At 54.2% G+C, this 19,121-nt stretch carries 18 protein-coding genes and 1 tRNA gene; 2 read left to right on the top strand and 17 right to left on the bottom strand.

Going from position 1 to position 19,121, the window contains the following annotated elements:
• The first annotated feature begins 83 nt into the window (after nucleotides 1-83).
• Nucleotides 84-317: a hypothetical protein gene (locus J3353_RS07330; RefSeq protein WP_207684526.1), complete on the top strand. Its 234-nt coding sequence runs from the start codon at nucleotides 84-86 to the stop codon at nucleotides 315-317.
• 45 nt (nucleotides 318-362) lie between these two features.
• Here the strand turns inward: J3353_RS07330 and J3353_RS07325 are convergent, their stop codons facing one another.
• Together J3353_RS07325 and J3353_RS07320 are read right to left on the bottom strand one after the other, a co-directional pair.
• Nucleotides 363-695 carry a hypothetical protein gene (locus J3353_RS07325; RefSeq protein ID WP_120080853.1) on the bottom strand — a complete coding sequence of 111 codons (333 nt, stop codon included), beginning with the start codon at nucleotides 693-695 and terminating at the stop codon, nucleotides 363-365.
• Between the two features lie 331 nt (nucleotides 696-1,026).
• Complete coding sequence (locus J3353_RS07320) at nucleotides 1,027-1,293, bottom strand: helix-turn-helix transcriptional regulator (RefSeq protein WP_112122199.1); 267 nt, start codon at nucleotides 1,291-1,293, stop codon at nucleotides 1,027-1,029.
• 190 nt (nucleotides 1,294-1,483) lie between these two features.
• Between J3353_RS07320 and J3353_RS07315 the strand changes: the two genes are divergently transcribed.
• Nucleotides 1,484-1,555: transfer RNA gene (locus tag J3353_RS07315), tRNA-Lys, on the top strand.
• 162 nt (nucleotides 1,556-1,717) lie between these two features.
• Here J3353_RS07315 and xerC read toward each other — a convergent pair.
• The 15 genes from xerC to J3353_RS07240 all read right to left on the bottom strand — a co-directional run bounded on the left by xerC (nucleotide 1,718) and on the right by J3353_RS07240 (nucleotide 18,635).
• Nucleotides 1,718-3,106 (bottom strand): tyrosine recombinase XerC, encoded by a 1,389-nt coding sequence (xerC, locus tag J3353_RS07310; RefSeq protein ID WP_207684525.1) that lies wholly within the window; start codon nucleotides 3,104-3,106, stop codon nucleotides 1,718-1,720.
• 16 nt (nucleotides 3,107-3,122) lie between these two features.
• Nucleotides 3,123-3,437 (bottom strand): helix-turn-helix domain-containing protein, encoded by a 315-nt coding sequence (locus J3353_RS07305; RefSeq protein WP_207684524.1) that lies wholly within the window; start codon nucleotides 3,435-3,437, stop codon nucleotides 3,123-3,125.
• Between the two features lie 72 nt (nucleotides 3,438-3,509).
• Nucleotides 3,510-4,346 (bottom strand): ATP-binding protein, encoded by an 837-nt coding sequence (locus J3353_RS07300; protein WP_207684578.1) that lies wholly within the window; start codon nucleotides 4,344-4,346, stop codon nucleotides 3,510-3,512.
• Entirely contained in the window at nucleotides 4,343-5,065 is a 723-nt protein-coding gene (locus J3353_RS07295) for a replication initiator protein A (protein WP_207684523.1), read from the bottom strand. The genes J3353_RS07300 and J3353_RS07295 overlap by 4 nt, the downstream gene beginning before the upstream one ends.
• 631 nt (nucleotides 5,066-5,696) lie before the next feature.
• Nucleotides 5,697-6,032, bottom strand: coding sequence for a hypothetical protein (locus J3353_RS07290; RefSeq protein ID WP_207684522.1), 336 nt, complete (start codon nucleotides 6,030-6,032; stop codon nucleotides 5,697-5,699).
• 1,321 nt (nucleotides 6,033-7,353) lie between these two features.
• Complete coding sequence (locus tag J3353_RS07285) at nucleotides 7,354-8,028, bottom strand: hypothetical protein (RefSeq protein ID WP_113621309.1); 675 nt, start codon at nucleotides 8,026-8,028, stop codon at nucleotides 7,354-7,356.
• A 92-nt stretch (nucleotides 8,029-8,120) separates the two neighbouring features.
• Complete coding sequence (locus J3353_RS07280; protein WP_044960178.1) at nucleotides 8,121-9,035, bottom strand: type I phosphomannose isomerase catalytic subunit; 915 nt, start codon at nucleotides 9,033-9,035, stop codon at nucleotides 8,121-8,123.
• Nucleotides 9,036-9,152: 117 nt separating this feature from the next.
• A complete protein-coding gene (locus J3353_RS07275) occupies nucleotides 9,153-10,838 on the bottom strand; it encodes a phospho-sugar mutase (RefSeq protein WP_044960176.1) in 1,686 nt (561 codons plus the stop codon).
• A gap of 44 nt (nucleotides 10,839-10,882) precedes the next feature.
• On the bottom strand, nucleotides 10,883-11,563 hold the full coding sequence (locus tag J3353_RS07270; RefSeq protein WP_005922719.1) for a YesL family protein: 681 nt from the start codon (nucleotides 11,561-11,563) through the stop codon (nucleotides 10,883-10,885).
• Nucleotides 11,564-11,600: 37 nt separating this feature from the next.
• A complete protein-coding gene (locus J3353_RS07265) occupies nucleotides 11,601-12,791 on the bottom strand; it encodes a glycosidase (RefSeq protein WP_097777010.1) in 1,191 nt (396 codons plus the stop codon).
• Nucleotides 12,778-13,959, bottom strand: a complete 1,182-nt coding sequence (locus J3353_RS07260) for an AGE family epimerase/isomerase (RefSeq protein WP_005922715.1) — start codon at nucleotides 13,957-13,959, stop codon at nucleotides 12,778-12,780. Before J3353_RS07260 ends, J3353_RS07265 begins: the two co-directional genes overlap by 14 nt.
• A 140-nt stretch (nucleotides 13,960-14,099) precedes the next feature.
• Nucleotides 14,100-15,119, bottom strand: a complete 1,020-nt coding sequence (locus J3353_RS07255; RefSeq protein WP_005922713.1) for a glycoside hydrolase family 130 protein — start codon at nucleotides 15,117-15,119, stop codon at nucleotides 14,100-14,102.
• A 252-nt stretch (nucleotides 15,120-15,371) separates the two neighbouring features.
• Nucleotides 15,372-16,217: a carbohydrate ABC transporter permease gene (locus J3353_RS07250; protein WP_005922709.1), complete on the bottom strand. Its 846-nt coding sequence runs from the start codon at nucleotides 16,215-16,217 to the stop codon at nucleotides 15,372-15,374.
• 16 nt (nucleotides 16,218-16,233) lie between these two features.
• Entirely contained in the window at nucleotides 16,234-17,181 is a 948-nt protein-coding gene (locus J3353_RS07245) for a carbohydrate ABC transporter permease (protein WP_005922707.1), read from the bottom strand.
• Between the two features lie 71 nt (nucleotides 17,182-17,252).
• Complete coding sequence (locus J3353_RS07240; protein ID WP_207684521.1) at nucleotides 17,253-18,635, bottom strand: ABC transporter substrate-binding protein; 1,383 nt, start codon at nucleotides 18,633-18,635, stop codon at nucleotides 17,253-17,255.
• Nucleotides 18,636-19,121 lie beyond the last annotated feature (486 nt).

Here is a 19,121-nt window from a genome sequence, read left to right as displayed (position 1 = left end):
TTTTGATTTCGTTGCAAATATTTTTGGTTGACAAATAGCTCAAAAAGATGTATTCTTATAATCAACAAGGAGGTGTTGACATTATGAGTGTTTCGGATGTTATCAAGGGTCTCTTGGCAATGTCAGGAAAGAAACAGGCCGAACTGACAAGCGTTTTGGGAATGAGCAGCAATCAGGCTGTAAATAATAAAATTAGGAAAAACAGCTGGTTTGCCAGTGATCTTCTCAAAGTGGCAGAATTATGCGGATGTAAGCTGGCTTTTGTGATGCCGGACGGTCAGTGCATATATCTCAGCGATGATGAACAGGAAAAATAAAAGGAACAGCCGCCAGCAAACATCGTAATGCTGGCGGCTGTTCCTTTAGTCAGAGGGTAGTTGTTTGACCTGAGAAGCGCCGAAGAATGATGCCCTGTAGGTTTGGCCGTCCCCCTTGCTGCTGTGGATAAGCACCGCCTGAAACAGAGCCTTTGCGCCATGCTCCACCATGTACCCGGCGGCTTTCCATCCTGCCCATGTGTTCACAGGCTCGGCCACCCCGGCGGCCTGCTGGGCTTCCTCGATGCGCTGGGCGTTGATCGGGGCGGCCTTTGCGCTGTTCCATGCCCGGTGCAGAGCTTCGGCAAAACTGCCCACGCCCTTGCGATACAGCTTCCATGCCTTGCACATGATGGCGGACAGATCAAACTTTTTCATAATGCCCTCTCTTTCTTTGGCTGAAAAGATAAAATAAAAAGCAGCAGGGGAGTGGGTTACTGACTTAGCATGCGCTCACGACTTACTGCGCTCCCGGCTCTTACTTCGCCCCTTGCCTTCCGGTCGTACTCCCTTGCTGTGATTATAGTATCCTCCATCTTTAAGAAAAAGACAACAGCAAAAACATGAAAATATAAATAAAATAAATTTATTTATCGCCCTGCTGGATGTATTGAGATTGAAGCGGAATTGCGGATTGTATATTTGGATGAGGAAGATTTTGGGCAAAAAAAGTCCCCAGACACCGAAGTGTCCGGGGAAAGGGGATAACTTACTTGTCGGACGTTATGGATCTGCACCGTGGCGTTGCAAGCCTGCTTCGGGTCAAATCATCCAAATCTTCTTCTTGAACCAGAAGATCGGAGATTTTGCAGTCCAAGGCTTTGCAAATCAAATCAAGCTGTTCCAAAGATACCCGGTCGGTCATCTCATGGTAAAGATCATTGATTGTGTTTCGCCGGATTCCAGTTGCGTCTGCAAGTTGCTTCTGAGTCCATCGCTTTTCGCCTAAGCGGACGGACAACAAAATCCTTAACATCAGCCATATCTCCTTTGCGGAGAGTGTAGCATAAAAGGATAATCTATATCAGCAAAATGATATTTGGTATCGTATTTTGATATTTTCGATTTGAGGGCGAGTGTGACTACCGATTGACTACCACGGTGCTTTTTCGTATTTGCGCAGTCCTTTGTAGAATAGCGTATATTCGTTGTTTATTTTTGCTTTTGCACCAATGGAGTGCGGGCTGGAATGACTCTTAATCAGTGGGCCCAGGGTTCGAGTCCCTGGAGGTGCACCAGATATTGAACGTCAAATCGTAAGATTTGGCGTTCTTTTTTGTTATGTAACCCCGAAAAATCGGGGCTTGCACGGTCAATGCACGGTTTTTGCACGGTTGGCGTTTTCATAGGAATCCTCTGCATGGGCTGGAATTGCTTTGAAATGCGTAGTAAATTTTGCATCAGGTCAGCAGAGCCAGACGGAGCTGGGCCTTTACTTCGGGGTCTGCATTCTTCAGCAGTTCCAGCAGAGCGGTCATGGAGATGGTCGGTTCGCCTGCGGCGGGTACAGCCTGCGGGCTGGGGCTTTCCTGTTTAGCATAGAACCCTTCCTCAAATTTCTTGCCCAGTTCTACACGAGAGGACTGCTGGATATGAGCGTAGGTGTTCACCAGCATATCCGCCGTGGCGTGCCCTGTGGTGCCCTGAACGGCTTTCACATCGCCGCCGGAGATCATCAGCTGATAGGTGGCACTGGAATGCCGCAAACCGTGAAAGACAATGCGGGGGAACTCCGGGTGGGCATCCTGCCACTTGAGGAACTTTTTGCGAATGAGCACCGGCTCCACCGCCAGACCGTTGGGCAGACGGAACAGCATCCCACTGTCATGGTAGCGTGTCGGGTCTTTTCTCTCATCTGTCGCCAGCTGATTCAGCCACTTCTTCAATTCTTCTTTTAGTGCAGAGGTCATGAAGATGGTGCGGCAGGAGGATGCGGTTTTGGTGCTTTTCAGGATGAGGGAAGTGGTGCTGCGTTCCAACTTATCCGGGAATACCTTGATGATGCAGCCATCGTCTACCTGATTCAGGGCTTCTTTTCGCACCCGCTGCATGGACTTGTTGATACGGAAGGTTCCAATGCCATCCGCAGCGTCAAAATCAAGATCCTCCGGGGTCAGACCTACGATCTCGCCCTCTCGCAGTGTGCCCACCAGCGTGAGGTGGACTGCCAGATGCAGGATGGGGTCCTCCATGCTGTCCAGTGCCGCTCGCATTTCCTCAACTGTCCAGATGGTGCGTTCCTGTGTGGATTTCTTGGGGCTGTCCACGGGAACAGGGCTTTTGACAAGGATGCCCCACTCTACGGCATACTGGAAGGCTGTACCCAGCAGCCGATGAACCTCGTGGATGGTGGTGCCGGAAAGAAACCGCTGCTTCTGCTTTTCAGTCAATTTCTGTTTCTTGCCCTCAATATACGAACCGCAGGGCGTTTTGCTCAGGGTCGTGTAGAGGTTTTCCATGTGATAGGCCTTGAGCTTCTGCATCTCCATGCTGCCGATATAGGGGATAATCAGGTTCTGGATGGTGGAAAGGTTGGATTCGTAGGTCTTGGGAGCCCACTTGTGTTTGCTGCACTGCTTGGGCAGCCAATCCATGAGGAACTCTGCTACCGTCACCGAGGACGGGATCAGAAAAGTGCCAGCTGCCAGTTCATGCTCGATTTGCTTCTTTCGGTTTGTTGCCTCCTCTTTGGTGGAAAAGCTCTCCCATTTGTCGCAGCTCTTGCCGTGTTCATCTTCGTAGGTATAGCGAACACTGTAAGAGTTGCCACGCTTCGTAATATATGCCATACTGTTTGCCTCCTTATTAAGCTGCCCGGTTGAGCCACGCATCGAAACCGTCCTTCGGTACACGGATGCTTCCGCCTACCCGCAGGACACGGAATTCGGTGGTGCTGTTGCACAGGTTGTAAGCAGAGCGCAGGCTGATGGCCAGCATTCGTGCGATCTCTTCCACCGTGTACACCAGCTTCGTGGTTGCTGGGCTGTCAGTCGGAGACTTGACGGCATTGGTTTGAGTGACCACCTCCATTGTAGTGGGGTTCGAGTCCTTTTGCAAGGGATTATTCGTATAATTTTCGAATTTCACGGTTTCGGTCATGTCAGGCCGATTCAAATTCATAGGCAGACCTCCAATTCCTTGTAGTCGGGTGACTATTACACCCGGCAATTTTTGCTTTCCGATGTTTTCGGTTTATCCAATCAAAAGTTTCATACGTTTCAGCTTCTCCTGCGCGTTCTCTTTGCGGAAACTCACACCGATGCAGGAAACAGGAATGCACATTTCCAGCAGGCGGTCATAGATGCGGGCATGGGCGGTATCCTGTGGGTGGCGTATCTCGTCCAGCGTCAGGTTGGTGGTGACGATTAACGGCTTCCGGCTGCGGTATCGGCTGTCTACGATGTTGTAGATTTGCTCCAGTACATATTCCGTTCCGCGTTCCATGCCGAAATCGTCAATGATGAGCAGGGGATAGCGGCAGAGCTTGTCCACAACATCATTTCGCCCGGAAAAGCTACTGTTCAACTCGTTCAGGATTCGGGCAAAGTTCGTCATTCGCACAGGCACTTCCTGCTCCATCAGAGCGTTCGCAATGCACCCGGCAAGGAAACTCTTGCCGGTGCCAACACCGCCCCAGAGAAGAAGCCCAAGGTTCTCTGAATGCATGGTCTGCCACTGCTCTACATATCGGCGTGCATGGTGCATCTGCGGGCTGCGGCCATTGCCGTTTTCAAAGGTCCAGTCTAGCATTGCTGGGTCTGAAAATCCTTCTGCTTTCAGTCGCCGCACAAGGTCGAGGTGTTTTTGCTGGTTGATAAGGGCTTCCTGCTTTTCTCTTTCCATGCGCTGGCAGCAGCATTCGACTGGGTGCTTGTTCTTGCCCATCAGGGCAATGCCCTTCGCAAAGAACGCTTCTTTTGGGGTGTGACATTTTCCGCAGTAAAGCAGACCGTCCTTGCCATAATAATCCTCGGGATTTTCGGGAATACTGGATGGGAGCTGTTCCAAAATTTTTTCGATCGTCTTTATAGGCTTTCTCCTTTCTTGAATGTGTAGTCCGGGATACCCGGTGTTTGCTTTTGTTCTAACTTTTGCCGTTTCGCCCAGATGCGCAGGGTAGCGGCATGATCAGAGTACTTTTTGCCGGTAGACTGGATATAAGCTGAAAGCTGTTCGATCAGATCATCCAGCCCGGAAAAATCGGCTTTGAGCCGCTTGTAGTCTTTTTCCGTCAGAAAAACATTTCGATATTCTCCGAACATCAAACGAGTGCCATTGGTTCTTACTAGGTGGTTATCTTTCAGGTTGTTCTTATTACGTTGGTTAGGTGTGCATTTTTGCGCAATCATACTGCTCGGTTCTGCACAGTCATGCTCGGCATTTTTGCATACTGCGATGGTGCAATTTTGCGTAGTATGCGGAACCTTGAGCAGAATGCGGCTGGGCTTGGAAAAACCGTTGCGGACACGTTCTACGAGCTGTGCATTTTCTAGTTCAGTAAAAGAGCGTGTTATGCTGGAAATACTGCATCCCAAATCTTTTGACAGATGAGAAAGCGGATAGACTACATAAATGCGACCCTGTGCATCGATCCAGTTGTTCTTTTTGGAAAGCGTTGCCCGGTCCAGCAGCAGGGTGTAGAGCAGCTTTGCTGTGTGGCTCAGGTCTGTGTCCAGAAGAAAGCGGGCATAGGGTAGATATTGCGGCAAAGGTGTAGTGACAGTCAGGTAATCGGAAATAGAATTCACCTCCAGCGTTTTACATCAAAAAATGGTGCAAAGGCCTGCACTTCTGCTCCGGGCAAGCTGACAGGCAAAGATTTACGAATTTCTGCCCGCAGCTCGTCCGGCTTTTTCAGTTGGCCACTTTGACCAACTGATTCCGTTACGGGTAAAATCAAGTGCCGGGTGGCGGCACCTGATTTTCAACAGACCTTGCAACGTTACAGGTGGAATCAGGTTGTCTTTTTGGCAACCTGATTTTCAACGACCTTGAGGCGTTACAGATGAAATCAGTTGGTCATTTTGACCACCTGATTTTTACGGAGTAGGAGTGACGTGTTACAGATAAAGCCGAAGTTCTCAAAAAGATAACTCCGGTAGCTCTGCCACGGATGCAATCAAGTTATCATTTTGACAACTTGATTTTGATACGGCTAAAATCAAGTTCCCAAAGTGGGAATCTGATTCGGCAGGGGCTACAAATCAAGTTACGGAAAGCGTAACTTGATTTCAGATGACAGCCACAATTCCCACTTTGGGGATTTGGGAGTGAGCGATTAGACGTTACGGTATTTTGGTTCTTCCCAAAATGGGAAGTACCACTTTACTGGATAAAAGCGAGCGTAGATAAGGAACTTGACAAACTTTATCAAGTTCCTCAAAGAGAAGCGTGAGCCGTTACTTTACGCTTACGGTAGTCTTTCTGCCGACAGGCGTTGCTGCAATATCTGGCATCCGCCCGAATCGGTAAGAACTGCTCACCACAGCAAGGACAGGTGTAGGTTCCGCGCTCAACGCGCTTTTTAAGACTTTTTCGCAAGTTCAGCATCCGGTGGCCGCAGGTCTGGAAGCTGCAATATTTGCGGTTCCGGGTTTGGGTGTAGATGACCTTGCGGCAGTATTCGCACTGGATTCTGCGCACACTGGGGTCACCGTCAATGAAATATTCCATCAGAGTGTCCTGATTTTCGCGTTCCCATTGTTCTGTTGTCATAGGCATCCTCCTTTGGCTGTTACAGGTGTGTGGTGGATAATGAAAAGCATTATTTGCCCCAAATGTTACGGGTATATGGTGGTTATCAAAATGGTAACCACCACTTTCACACAATAAAGCGTTACGATTGTCTGGTTGGTGATCAAAATGATCACCAACTAAAATCTGTGCGTTATGGCTGGGTGGTAAGTGGACAATTTGTCTATTTACCACTTCCAAGTGGTGAGTTACGGTTTTCGTAACCCACCACAGAGTGACCGTGTTACGGTAATTTGGTAAGTACTGAAAAGCAGCACTTACCAGATTTCACCGTGGCTTGACAAAATGTCAAGTCGAGGTTAAGCGTAACATGGATAGTGTTCAATTTGAACACATTGAACGAGCTGTAACGTAGAAGATGTTTCTGGTGAATGACGCTTTGTGTCATTCACCACATCAACTGGCCATTTTGACCAGTTGATATTGGGTGTGCCGTTCTCCCTGCATGGATTTCCTGCCCCCTTCCGGCGGCGTTTTCCGGCTCGCTCTTGCGAGGTCTTCGCCGGGTATCCCATGCAGACGGTCTTTCGATTTTCAAGGTGCGGTGCTGGATCTGACAATAAAAAATCGCCACACAACAACCGAAACCTGACCATCCCTTCCGGGATGGCCTTGGTTCGGGTTCGTTATGTAGCGATAAGAAAGTCAAAAACTTGCTCCGGCTCCTTCAGGAGCCGAGCTGGAACTCTAAGTAAATATGTTATATTAAATTGTTGGAATAGACTACCACAAAAATCGAGCTGTGTCAACAAAAAGATTTGAAAATACGCCACTTTCGGCGGGTTGCAAGAAAAGGCGATGAAAACTTTGGCAAAAAGAGAGAGGGCTGGACGGTACCGGCCCCCTTGTGGGTCATAATGCCTTTAGAGGATAAGATGCACGGTCAGCGCAATTTTGTGCTGAATGTCGGGTTTGGGAGAAGCCCAACAAGCGTTTTTGAATTCGGATTTGTAAAATCTGATTCAAAAATTGCGAGTTGGTACCGGCTTGCCCTGCTTGCTGCGGATGCAAACACGAAAATTTTCTAAGAAGAAAAATAACCGTCCACTTCAAGTTGAACTTAAAAACGGATGGTCTCAATCGCAAAATGTTTTTCAAATTTGGGAAGCGCATTGAGAGGCTTCATAGTTGTTGCAAGCAGGGCAGACGTATATACAACGTCTGCATCTGCAAGCAATGTGTCTGTCTATACAAACACCATTTGCGTTGCAAAATGCTTGTTGGGAACACCCAAACCCTTGAACTGCACCGTGCCGATGCAGGCTATATGCTCTCGCAATCCTCAAACCAGCTTCTCCCACAGCGCATTCAAAGCGGCAGCGGCATCCGCATTCATGCCCTCGTTCAGGCGGCGAGCGGCGTACCAGAGGGTAGAGCTTTCGCTCTGCACATCATTGGCAAGGGCGGTGTCTTGCAGCGGCAGAGCAAAGTCTGCCACCGACAGAACGTCTCCTTCCTCCGGGTCGGTGCCGTCCAGCGTCTGGAAGCAGCCATACCGCTGCTCCATGGCGGCGGGGTCGTCCACGATGAACAGGGTGCTCTCGCACAGATAAAAATCAGAGTTCAGCTTGTCCTCGCTGGACTGCATCAGCCGCTGCAGGGCGGCATCCTGCGTTTCAAAGTCCAGTGCCAGCCAGATGCCCTTTACCGTGACCTTCACCTTGCCATCGCCGTTCACGTCCCCGGCAAGGGCTTCCAGCCGGGTCTCCAGCTGGCTGAGGAAAGCAGTGTCCGGGTCGGTGCGGCTCACCACTGCCACGGTGTAGTCCGGCTGCACCTCGGTGACTCGGTTCCAGACGAAATACCCCACCGCCAGCAGGGCAGCAGCGATCAGCACCACATAATACCAGTGGTAGTGCCACCAGTTGGCACGCTGCTGCGCCGGGGTCAGGGGAGGGGGCGTTTCCTGGATCAGGTCTTCGGGTTTGATATCCCGTTCGTAGCGGTAGGATGCCATGGCTGTGTCCTCGTTTCGTCTGTTTTTCTGCATCTATCATAGCACAAATTCCCGGGCAGCGGCAGACTGCCCGGGAATTTTTCATGCTTTATTTACACCCGTGTACGCAGGCACTTGAGGTCTGTGCCGGTTACGGCGTAGGCCCCGGTGCCAGCGGGCAGGAACAGGCTCTGCCCCTTGCGGATTGGCAGGCTTTCGCCGGTGGCGGTCTCGGTCAGGGTACCCCTGCCTTCCAGCACCAGCAGAGAGGTGAAGGAGGTCTCGTCGCAGACATCCTCAAAGTCACCCTCTACGGCATCCACCGTGAAGTAATCACACTGCGCCAGATGGCCGTGGAAGTCCTGCGCTTTCGGCGGCTCCCGGAGGGTAACATCCAGTGCCTGCGGGATGTGCAGCTGCCGGGGCTTGCCATCTGCGCCCAGACGGCCATAGTCGTAGATGCGGTAGGTGACGTTGGAGTTCTGCTGGATCTCTGCCACCACGATGCCCTTGCGGATGGCGTGCAGCGTGCCGGAGGGGATGAAGAAGCAGTCCCCCTTGTGCACCGGCACGGCGTTCAGCGCGTCGGTCAGGGTGTTATCCTGAATGCGGCGTTCAAACTCTTCCTTGCTGATCTCATGGGTGAAGCCGTAGTAGAGGGAGGCACCCGGCTCTGCTTCCAGCACATACCACATCTCGGTCTTGCCGTACTGGTGTTCGTGCTCCAAAGCGTATTCATTGGAGGGGTGCACCTGAATGGACAGGTCTTTTTTGGCATCAATGAGCTTTGCCAGAACGGGGAACTCGCTGAACTTTTCGCAGTGGGTGCCAAGGCAGCCGGGATGAGTGTTGATGTACTGCTGGAAGGTGGAGCCGTCCGGCAGGTAGCTGGGGCCGTCCGGGTGGCAGGACAGCATCCATGCCTCGCTCAGGGGGTGTAATTCGCTCTGGATGCCGTACTCGGTGCGCAGCTTTTCGCCGCCCCAGAGGTAGTCTTTGCAGCTGGGAGTAAGCTGAATCGTTTTCATTTTATATACCTCGAATATGCCTGAAATTGAACACAAAAGGCGATTTTTCCGAAAAAGGGTGCAAAAAGCTGCCCCGTCCATTTTTCGGCGGGAACGAGGCAGCCAGTTTGCAGGGGATTATGCTTTCAACAGGGCAGAGGCAGCTTTGCCAAGAGTGTCATTGATGGCATCGGCTGCTTCTTCGGTGGGAGCAACGGCAGAGAGATACACCTTGATCTTCGGCTCGGTGCCGGAGGGGCGTACCATCAGCTTGGCACCGCCCGCCAGACGGAACTCCAACACATTGGCCTTGGGCAGTCCGGTGCCGGCGGTGTTGTAGTCCACCAAGCTTTCCACGGCCATGCCGCCGATGGCGGTGGGCGGGGTCTGCCGCAGCTGCTTCATGATGGCGTCCATGGTGTGCATTCCGCTTTCGCCCTCAAAGGCGAAGCTGTGCAGGGCGTTGCGGTAGCAGCCGAACTCGGCATACAGCTGATTGATGGCATCCAGCAGGGTCATGCCCTGCTTTGCGTACCATGCGGCGGCTTCGCACACCAGCAGGGTGGCGTTGACGGCGTCCTTGTCCCGGACGTGAGCGCCGGACAGGTAACCGTAGCTCTCCTCAAAGCCAAAGATGTAGCGGTCGGCTTCACCTGCGGCTTCCAGCAGACCGATCTGCTCGCCGATGAACTTGAAGCCGGTCAGGGTGCGGCGCAGCTCCACGCCGTACTTTGCCGCCACCGGGGTGGCCATATCGGTGGAGACGATGGTGGTCACAGCCACCGGATGCTCCGGCATGGTGCCCAGTGCCTTGCGGGTGCGGCAGATGTAGTCCAACAGAATGATGCCCATCTCGTTGCCGGTGATGAGCCGGTAGCCGCCCTTGCCGTCCGGCACGGCGGTGCCGCAGCGGTCACAGTCCGGGTCGGTGCCCAGCAAAAGGTCCGGGTGCACTTTGTCGCACAGCTCCAGACCCTTCTGCATGGCTTCCCGGATCTCCGGGTTCGGGTAGGGGCAGGTGGGGAAGTTGCCGTCCGGCTTTTCCTGCTCCGGCACCACGGTCACATGGGTGACACCCAGCTTTGCCAGCAGTTTTTTCACGCATTCCAGACCGGAGCCGTTCAGCGGAGTGTACACCAGCTTTAGGTCGGCGGTGCCAGCCCCATCGCCCACACGCTGGGCATAGACGGCATCCACAAAGTCGTCCAGACATTTCTCGCTGCTGTATTCGATCTTGCCCTCGGCAAGGGCTGCGTCAAAGTCCGCAGGCTGTACGGCAAAGCAGTCTACTGCTTCAATGGCGGCAAGGATCTTTGCTGCCACCTCAAGGGTGATCTGGCAGCCGTCTGCGCCGTAGACCTTGTAGCCGTTGTACTTGGCGGGGTTGTGGCTGGCGGTGATGCACACGCCTGCGCCGCAGCCGTAGTACCGCACCGCCCAGCTCAGCGCCGGGGTGGGTTCCAGACGGGGGTAGATGTACGCCTTGATGCCGTTAGCAGCCAGAACAGCCGCCGTTTCTTTTGCGAACACATCGCTCTTGATGCGGCTGTCGTAGCCGATGGCCACCTTCTTGGGCAGGTCGGAGGCGTTCAGGTAGTTGGCAAGCCCCTGCGTTGCCTTGCGGATGTTGTAGACGTTCATCCGGTTGGTGCCTGCGCCGATGACACCCCGCAGACCGCCGGTGCCGAATTCCAGCTCCCGGTAAAAGCGGTCGGTGATGGCGTCCTCGTTGCCTGCAATGCTCTTCAGCTCCTCGGCAAGGTCAGCAGGCATCCCGGGCTGGGAAAGCCAGCGGTCATACTGCTGTTTTACTTTTTCTTCCATAGGATCACACTTTCTTCCAATAAGGACAGTTTCGGTACAGACGATCATTGCACGCTGTCCTCCGTGTCAGGTTCTTCTTCCGGTTCCTCTTCCTTGCGCCCGGCTTTTTCCAGCTGAGCAAAGGCGGGGCGCATCAGGCTTGCCATGCCAAGGGCAGAACCTGCGCCGCCGATGAGCAGCCACAGGGGCAGCAGATAGACGAACCACGCAGGGGCGGCTTTTGCCAGCAGAGGAAACCACGCCAGAAAAGCCAGATTCCCCACAGTGGGCAGCAGGTTTGCAAGGGTCATGCGGCCGCTGTCCGCCAGCACCGGCAGAACGCCGGGATAGGTGAAACGTGCCAGCAGGGCAAAGCCCCAGCTGCCGCAGCAGCCCGCCAGCACCAGCAGCAGAAAGGACGCTGCCGCCAGAATGCCGGTGCTGGGGGTGTCCTGTGCGGTGGCGGTGCGCAGCCCGGTGAGGGCGGCAAAGCCTGCCAGCAAAAGCACCAGCCACAGGGCAGTAGATTGCTTAAAATCCCGCTTGAACGCCTTGAAAAAGTCGGTGTGGACGGTGTAGTCCTCCTTTGCCGCCATCTTGTTCACCACCGTGAACAGCCCCAGGGTGGAGGCTCCGGCGGTGACGATGGGCAAACAGCACACCAGCCACAGAAGGTTGGCAAAAAGCAGATCGCCGATCTTCCCCATAGTGCGGTAGAAGGGGCTGTCGATGTTGGTCTTTTTCATGGCGTTTCCTTTCGGGTGGAGGGCTCAGAGGGGCGGTTTACTCGCCGATGCTCTTGAGGTACTCCAGATTTTTGTCGATGAGGGCGCACCGCTGCTTTACGCAGTCCACACTGCGCAGCGGGTCGGCGGGGGTGTTGAAGGCGAAGTCCAGCAGTTTGTCAATGGTGGTAGAAGCTACATGGAGACGGGTATCGCTGGCTGCATAATAAATATACACGCTGCCGTCATCGTCTGCAATCGCGCCGTTGGTAAAGACCACGTTGGAGACATCGCCCACACGCTCCCAATCCCGGGGAGCGATCAGGAAGCCGGAGGGCTCTGCAATCACCTTGCTGGGGTCGTCCAGTGCGGTGACGAATACATAAATAACGTACCGCAGCCCGGCGGCGGTATTCCGCACGCCGTGGGCAATGTGCAGCCAGCCCTTTTCGGTCTTGATGGGGGTGGCACCCTCGCCGTTCTTTGCCTCGGTGATGGTGTGGTAGCGGCGGGGGCTGGTGATGATCTCCTCGTCAATGACGGCGTGAGTGATGTCCTCGCACAGACCAAAGCCTACGCCGCCGCCGGAACCGGTGTCGATGAAGTCATCCATGGGGCGGGTGTAGAAGGCGTACTTGCCGTTGACAAACTCCGGCAGCAGATCCACATTGCGCTGCTGGGGGCTGCGCTTGGTGACAAGGTTCGGCAGACGCTCCCAAGTCTTGAGGTCTTTGGTGCGGACGATGCCCGCAGCAGCCACGGCAGCGGACAGGTCATTCACGCTGTTGTCCTTGCTCTCGGAGCAGAACACGCCGTAGATCCAGCCGTCCTCGTGCTGGGTCAGGCGCATATCGTAGACGTTGGTCTCCTCCGGGCAGGTGTCCGGCAGCAGGATGGGCTTTTCCCAGAAGTGGAAGCCCTCCACCGGGCTGTCACTTTCTGCCACGCCGAAGAAGCTCTTGCGGTCGTTGCCCTCGATGCGCGCCACAAGGTAATACTTGCCGTTCAGCTTGATGGCACCGGAGTTGAACACGGCGTTCACGCCCAGACGCTCCATAAAGTGGGGGTTCGTCTCCGGGTTCAGGTCGAACCGCCAGCTCAGCGGGATGGATTCGCGGGTCAGCACCGGGTTTTCCCACCGGTCGTAGATGCCGTTGTAGAAATCGGTCTTTTTGTTTTTGCGGGCCAGGTAGGCATCCTGCAAAGCCTTCTGGCGCAGGTATTCGGGGTGGAGTTTAGACTGTGACATCGGGGTTCCTCCTTATCAGTTCCATGCACATTCTGCCGTTGTGGTAGGGGCACTTCCACGGCTCAAGGATGGGCTTGCGGCTGGACGGTTTTCCGTCTGCGTCCACCTCCCAGAACCATTCACTGCCGGGGCGTTTGTCCACCATCACGTTGCAGATGTAGTGGTAAATATCGGCGGCGGCATCGCGGTATTTTGCATCGCCGCTCTTGTTGTATTCGTTCACGAAGCCCAGTACGCTTTCGGCCTGCACCCACCACACACGGGTGGTGTTCACCTTGCCCCGGTCGCACTCGTTGACCACCGAGTGGTCAATGTAAGCTTCCTTGTAGATGTGGGCGGCAAGGTCGGAGTTGATGGCGTGGATGCGCTTGGAAAGCGCTGCATCTCCCAGTAAATCGCAGCCCCAGTCGATGAGCCAGCTGGACTCGATATCGTGGCCATAGCTGTACAAATCGATGATAGAGTTGTAGTGCTGGTCAAAGAACACCAGCTGCCGGTGCAGCTCCGGGCTGTAAATCTTGTGCTCGTAGATATCAAGGATGCGGCGCAGAGCCTTTTCCACCTCCGGGTCACGGCTGGCCTGATAAAGCCCGGCGTAACCCTCGAACACATGGAGCAGGGTATTCATGGTCTTTGCCGCCATGACACCGTTTTCCGAGAGCTTTTCGTTGCTCTCCGGCTTCCAGTCGATGGTAAAGGCCTCCAGATAGCCCTCGCTGTCGGTGCAGTGCTGCTCGATGAGATGAAAGATCTTTTTTGCGTAGTCCAGCGCAACGGGGTCTTTGGTCAGCCGGTAGTAAGCGGAAAGGGCATAGATGGCAAAGCCCTGATTGTAGGTGTGCTTGGTGGTGTCCTGCGGCTTGCCGGTATAATCGCAGCTCCAGTACACACCGCCGTTTGCCTCATCGTAGCAGTTTTTCAGGAAGAACTGGTAGGCGTGGCGGGCATCCTCGGCAAGGTCTGCCCGGCCGGTCAGCATGGCAGCCTCGGAGAAGAACCACAGAATGCGGCTGTTCAGGATGCAGCCCTTTTCGGCTTTTTTATCCAGCTTCAGGTCAAAATCCATGTAGCCGTAAAAGCCGCCGTTTTCCTCGTCCCGCAGCCCTTTCCAGAAGGGAATGATGGTTTGCAGCAGCATTTCTTCTGCTGCCTGTTTGATGGAAGACATAATACAGAACTTCCTTTCTGTACAAAGTAAAACCCTCTCGGTCACGGCTTGCGCCGTGCCAGCGCCCGGTAGGGGACGTAAAATCTCTTTTTGCAGAGATGGCGATGCGAAGCATTGACAGAGAGGGTTGCGCTTGACGCTTAGCGGATGCCCACCTCGTGGTCGGTGGGGCCTGCGTTATCGTGGGTCTTGATGTAATCCACCACCTCGTCTACGGTGGTGAAGGCCAAACCGACATAGCTGTCGGCGCAGCCATAGTACAGAGCGATGCGGCCGGTGTCGGCATCCTGCAAGGTGGCGCAGGGGAAGCAGACGTTGGGCACGAAGCCACGCTCCTCATACCACTTTTCCGGGGTCAGCAGGAAGTTGCCGCAGCGGTACAGCACCTTGCTGGGCTCGTCCTTATCCAGAATGGCACCGCCGATGGAGTAGACGAAGCCATTGCAGGTGCCGGTAACGCCGTGGTAGAACAGCAGCCAGCCCTCGCTGGTCTCAATGGGGGCAGCACCGCCGCCGATCTTCACGCTCTCCCACCAGTTGGAGCCCTTGCTCATCACATGGCGGTGACGGCCCCAGAACTCCATATCCGGGCTCTGGCTCAGGAAGATGTCACCAAAGGGGGTATGGCCGCTGTCAGACGGGCGGCTCAGCAGGGTGTACATGCCGTTGATCTTGCGGGGGAACAGCACGGCGTTGCGGTTGAAGGGGATAAAGGGGTTCTCGATGCGGACAAAGGTCTTGAAGTCGGTGGTCTTGGCGATGCCGATGGACGCACCGTAGAAGTCCTGACACCAGATGATGTAGTAGGTGTCCTCCACCTTCACAAGACGGGGATCGTAGGCGTACACCGGCATAAACGGCTCGCCCTTTTCGTTGACGAAGGGGATCTTGTCCTTGTCAAAGTTCCAGTGGATGCCGTCCTCGCTGCGTCCCAGATAGATGTAGGGGATGCCATCGACCTGCTCGCCACGGAACACGCCGATGAACTTGCCCTCGTAGGGCACCACGGCACTGTTGAAGATGCGTGCCACCCCTTCCACAGGGTTGCGGTCGATGATGGGGTTCTCGCTGTACCGCCACACCGGGGCGGTAACGTCAGCGGGCTTTTCCTGCCAAGGGATGTTGGGCAGTGCGTCGCAGAACATTTTTACGTTGCTCATAAGATAAACTCCTGTAATAGAAGATTGTTTGTTTTCCTTCTGCTGTATTCTCCCGGCTCCTGCACAGAAACCGGGAGAAGCAGCAGATGATGAAGGAAAAATGTGGATGTCTTGAAAAGACTGTACTGGCCGAAAACGGCTTTCCTCTTGCGGTGCCCAGCGTCCACTTCGGCCCTTGGGCGGGCCTCGTGTCCTGCTGACCGCGGCGCCAAAAATTGCTCCCTGTTTCCGCCGCAGGCGGCGGTCGCAATTTTAGCCCTTCACAGCACCGGCAGCCATGCCGCTGTAGATCTGATCCTGACACAGCAGGAACACGATAAGGGCGGGGATGATGGTGATGATGACACCGGCGCAAATGTAGTTGTACTGGTTGCCCATGGGGCCGGAGAACACATACAGGGAGGTAGCAACCACCTGATACTTGGTCTTATCCTGCAGATACAGGTTTGCCATGTAGTATTCGTTGTAGGTGGACACACCCTTCAGGATGGCGCTGGTGACGATGGCGGGCTTCAGCAGGGGCAGCAGGATCTTGAAGAACACACCAAAGTAGGTGCAGCCATCCAGAATGGCGCTTTCGTCCAGCGTGGGGGAAAGGTTCTCGAAGAACTGCAAAAAGATATAGATGGTGATAACGTCCGTGCCCATCATCAGGATGATGTAGCCGGGCATGGAGTTTACCAGATGCAGAGCGGTCATGATCTGGTACACCGTGACCTGGGAGGCGATGCCGGGGATCAGGGTGGCAATGGTGAACAGGTTGCGGATCAGCTTGTTGCCGGGGAACTTGAACCGGTTCAGCACATAAGCCAGCATGGCGCTGATCATAATGCTGCCTACCAGCACGCAGATCAGGATAATAAAGCTGTTGAGGAACGCCTTACCCATGTTGGCCTTGTTCCATGCGATGATGAAGTTATCGAAGTTCAAAAAGTTCTTGGGCAGGGTGATGACGTTGGTGCTGGCATACTCTTCCTCCGTCTTAAAGGCGGTGAAGATACAGGACACGATGGGCACCAGTGCCACGAAAGCGGCAAAGATCAGCAGCACATACTTGCAGATATTGATGAGGATGCGCTTCATTTTGATTGCGTTCATACGTTCTGCCTCACTTTCACTTGGTTACGCCGCTGCTGCGGTTTTCCAGCCATTTTTCCACAGCCTTCTGGGCGTAGGTGACGATCACGATGAGCAGCAGCAGAACCACAGCCATGGCGGATGCAAGACCCACCTTCTGGTCGGTATGGGCGATCTTGTCCATGACCACGAAGTAGGTGGAGGTGTTGAAGCCGCCGCCGGTGACAACATAGGGCATCTCGAAGGCGGACAGTGCGCCGGACACCGAGATGATGAGGTTCAGCACCACGATGGTGCTGATGGAGGGCAGGATGATGTCCTTGAAGCGGTGCCATGCGTTGGCACCGTCGATCTCAGCAGCCTCGTACAGAACGGGGTCCACAGAAGCGATAGCACCGATGAACATGACGATGTTCTGGCCGATGTATTTCCAGATAGAGCAGGCCACCAGCACGACGTTGTTGATGGACTCATCCCGGAGCCAGAAGGGAAGCTTATCTACATTGAAGCCCACCCAGCTCAGCAGGGTATCCAGCACAAAGCCGTGGGTGAAGAAGAACTTGAAGATGAAGCCCACCGAGATGCCGCAGATGAGGCAGGGAAAGTACAGTGCACCACGGAAGAACTTGCTGCCCTTGCACTTGAAGCTCAGAATGGTGGCAAACAGCAGCGCCAGCGCCATCTGCACCACCGAACCTACCATGTAGTAAAGGCTCAGGCTCAAAGCATGGAAGCAGTCTTTGCGGGTAAAGACCGAGATGTAGTTCTGCAGACCCACAAAGGTACGTCTGCCGATGTACTTCATTTTGAAGAAGCTGAACTCCACCATTTTGAAGAAGGGCAGATAGGTAAACATGAACAGCAGCACCAGCGGAACAAACAGGAACACCAGCGTGACGATGAGCTGCTGGCCGCGCATACTGTGAAAGTATTCGCTGAAGCTCTTGCGCTTTTTAGGCGCGGATACGGTTGCGGAAGATGCCATGTAAAAGACCTCCTTTCACCAAAAGCAGGGCGGACACGGGCCCGCCCTGCTGATTTATAACGATAGATCGATTACTGCGGTGCGCAGGCATCCACAGCTGCGTCCCATGCAGCGTTCCAGTCGGCCACGATGTCGTCCAGAGTCTCGTCGCCGTTGATGCCAGCCTCCACCACACGCATGACGTGGGTCTGGTCGGCATTCAGCATCAGCTCAGCCTCCTGCTGCACCTCGGTGGCAAGGTCTGCCAGCTCTGCGGGGGCGGGGGCATCCTCGACCAGGTCGATGCCGTCAAATGCCTTCAGGGTATCGGGGTATTCCTGGCTCTTCAGCACCGGCACACCGCCCTGATCATAAGCAAAGTTGGAGCTTTCGGTCAGCCACTTGATGTAGAGCATGGCAGCCAGCTTTTTGTCATCGGTGGTGTTCTTGTTCACACCGTAGCAGTAGTCTGCACCTGCGCTGGCGTACTGGGTACCCTTGACGGTGATGGGGAACGGCATATAGCCAATGTCGTCGGCGTGGTCACCGGCGGCCTGCATCTGCACGATGGCCCAGCTGCCCAGAACCATGGCACCGATCTGGCCGTTATTGATGCGGGGCTTGGAGCCCTCCCAGTCGGTGGTGGTGGGGTCGGCCTCGGTCAAGCCGCGCTTCACTGCTTCGTACAGGATGTAGTACACAGCGTAGGGACCCATATCGTCCGCACCCAGAATGCCCTTCTGGAACGGATCTTTGGTCTGGGGCATGGTAATGTTCATCCAGTTCGGGTCGCCGGTTGCGCCGCCGCTGGTGTAAGCATCCCATGCGGTCATGGTCCAGCCGGCGGCGTAGTTGGTGTACAGGGGATCAATGGAAGGATCGTAGTCCTTGATCTTCTGCAGGTCATCCAGGAACTCGTCCGGGGTCTTGGGCAGGGTGGTGATGCCGGCAGCCTCAAAAACCTTCTTGTTGTAGATGATGCCCTGTGCATTGCCGGTGGAGGGGATGCCGTACACGCTGCCGTTATAAGCGCGGTTGGAAGCGAAGTTGTACTCGTTCTCAATGTCGCTCAGTGCGCACAGAGGCTCAAAGTAGTCGCCCAACTCGGTCAGGGGGATGTTGGTGGGGATCATGCACAAATCACCCCAGTCGTTGGAAGTCAGACGGGTGGTCATGTCGTTGGCATAGTCGGTGATGCCCTCGTACTTGATGGTGATGTTGGGATACAGCTTCTGGAATGCGGCAACGTAGCCGTCAAAGGTGCCGTCCTCGATGAGGTCGGTGCGGTGGCTGACGAACTTCAGATCGGCCTTCAGGTCGGTGTTGTCGGTGCCAACGGTCAGCTCATTGTAAGCCTTTGCACCGTCTGCGCTGGCAGCGGAACCGGCGGTGCTGCCGCCGCAGGCGGCAAGAGCGGAGGCTGCGGCCAACACACCAGTGACCTTCAGGAAATTGCGGCGATTGATCTTACGCATAGGGATGTCCTCCTTCTTTAATGTGGAACCTTTTTCCGGGTTGCGAAAGCTTTTGTTAACTTGATTTAGCTAACTGCTTCCTTTCGCTTTTTGTGATTTAAGTATAGTCTTTTCACGATGCACTGTCAATATCACCAAAAAGATTCGGTGTTTTGGTGGCAATTCGGCGATTTTCTTGTGAAAACTGACCCGCAAATCCGGGATACAACACGAAAATTGAACTTAAAATGTTTTGTTAGCTAACAAAAATAGAGAAAATTAGCCTAAACAATGGTTAGCTTGAAGGCTTTCAAAGGTTTTTGTTGACGAAACTACCGAAAACTGTTATGCTAGTTATAAAGTTAATCAGAATTTTATTTACCTCATAACCAAATCAAGAAGAAAGCTGGTCAGGAACATGGCAAAAGCAGTACGCATGGCGGACATTGCACAGCGGCTGGGCATCAGCACCGTTTCCGTCTCCAAGGGTTTGGCAGGGAAGGAGGG

This window comes from Faecalibacterium sp. Marseille-Q4137 (assembly GCF_017377535.1).
Classification (GTDB): Bacteria; Bacillota; Clostridia; order Oscillospirales; family Ruminococcaceae; genus Faecalibacterium; species Faecalibacterium duncaniae.
Note: the sequence above shows the minus strand (reverse complement) of the source record. Positions and strands in the feature narration are given on the sequence as shown.

Bases quoted from the DNA above. Each gene is read 5' to 3' on its own strand.
- J3353_RS07245 (WP_005922707.1), bottom strand. From the start codon at position 17,181: ATGGCATCTTCCGCAACCGTATCCGCGCCTAAAAAGCGCAAGAGCTTC.
- J3353_RS07250 (WP_005922709.1), bottom strand. From the start codon at position 16,217: ATGAACGCAATCAAAATGAAGCGCATCCTCATCAATATCTGCAAGTAT.
- J3353_RS07325 (WP_120080853.1), bottom strand. From the start codon at position 695: ATGAAAAAGTTTGATCTGTCCGCCATCATGTGCAAGGCATGGAAGCTG.
- J3353_RS07285 (WP_113621309.1), bottom strand. From the start codon at position 8,028: ATGGCATCCTACCGCTACGAACGGGATATCAAACCCGAAGACCTGATC.
- J3353_RS07280 (WP_044960178.1), bottom strand. From the start codon at position 9,035: ATGAAAACGATTCAGCTTACTCCCAGCTGCAAAGACTACCTCTGGGGC.
- J3353_RS07240 (WP_207684521.1), bottom strand. From the start codon at position 18,635: ATGCGTAAGATCAATCGCCGCAATTTCCTGAAGGTCACTGGTGTGTTG.
- J3353_RS07260 (WP_005922715.1), bottom strand. From the start codon at position 13,959: ATGTCTTCCATCAAACAGGCAGCAGAAGAAATGCTGCTGCAAACCATC.
- J3353_RS07270 (WP_005922719.1), bottom strand. From the start codon at position 11,563: ATGAAAAAGACCAACATCGACAGCCCCTTCTACCGCACTATGGGGAAG.
- J3353_RS07275 (WP_044960176.1), bottom strand. From the start codon at position 10,838: ATGGAAGAAAAAGTAAAACAGCAGTATGACCGCTGGCTTTCCCAGCCC.
- J3353_RS07290 (WP_207684522.1), bottom strand. From the start codon at position 6,032: ATGACAACAGAACAATGGGAACGCGAAAATCAGGACACTCTGATGGAA.
- J3353_RS07265 (WP_097777010.1), bottom strand. From the start codon at position 12,791: ATGTCACAGTCTAAACTCCACCCCGAATACCTGCGCCAGAAGGCTTTG.
- J3353_RS07255 (WP_005922713.1), bottom strand. From the start codon at position 15,119: ATGAGCAACGTAAAAATGTTCTGCGACGCACTGCCCAACATCCCTTGG.
- xerC (WP_207684525.1), bottom strand. From the start codon at position 3,106: ATGGCATATATTACGAAGCGTGGCAACTCTTACAGTGTTCGCTATACC.
- J3353_RS07305 (WP_207684524.1), bottom strand. From the start codon at position 3,437: ATGAATTTGAATCGGCCTGACATGACCGAAACCGTGAAATTCGAAAAT.
- J3353_RS07320 (WP_112122199.1), bottom strand. From the start codon at position 1,293: ATGTTAAGGATTTTGTTGTCCGTCCGCTTAGGCGAAAAGCGATGGACT.
- J3353_RS07330 (WP_207684526.1), top strand. From the start codon at position 84: ATGAGTGTTTCGGATGTTATCAAGGGTCTCTTGGCAATGTCAGGAAAG.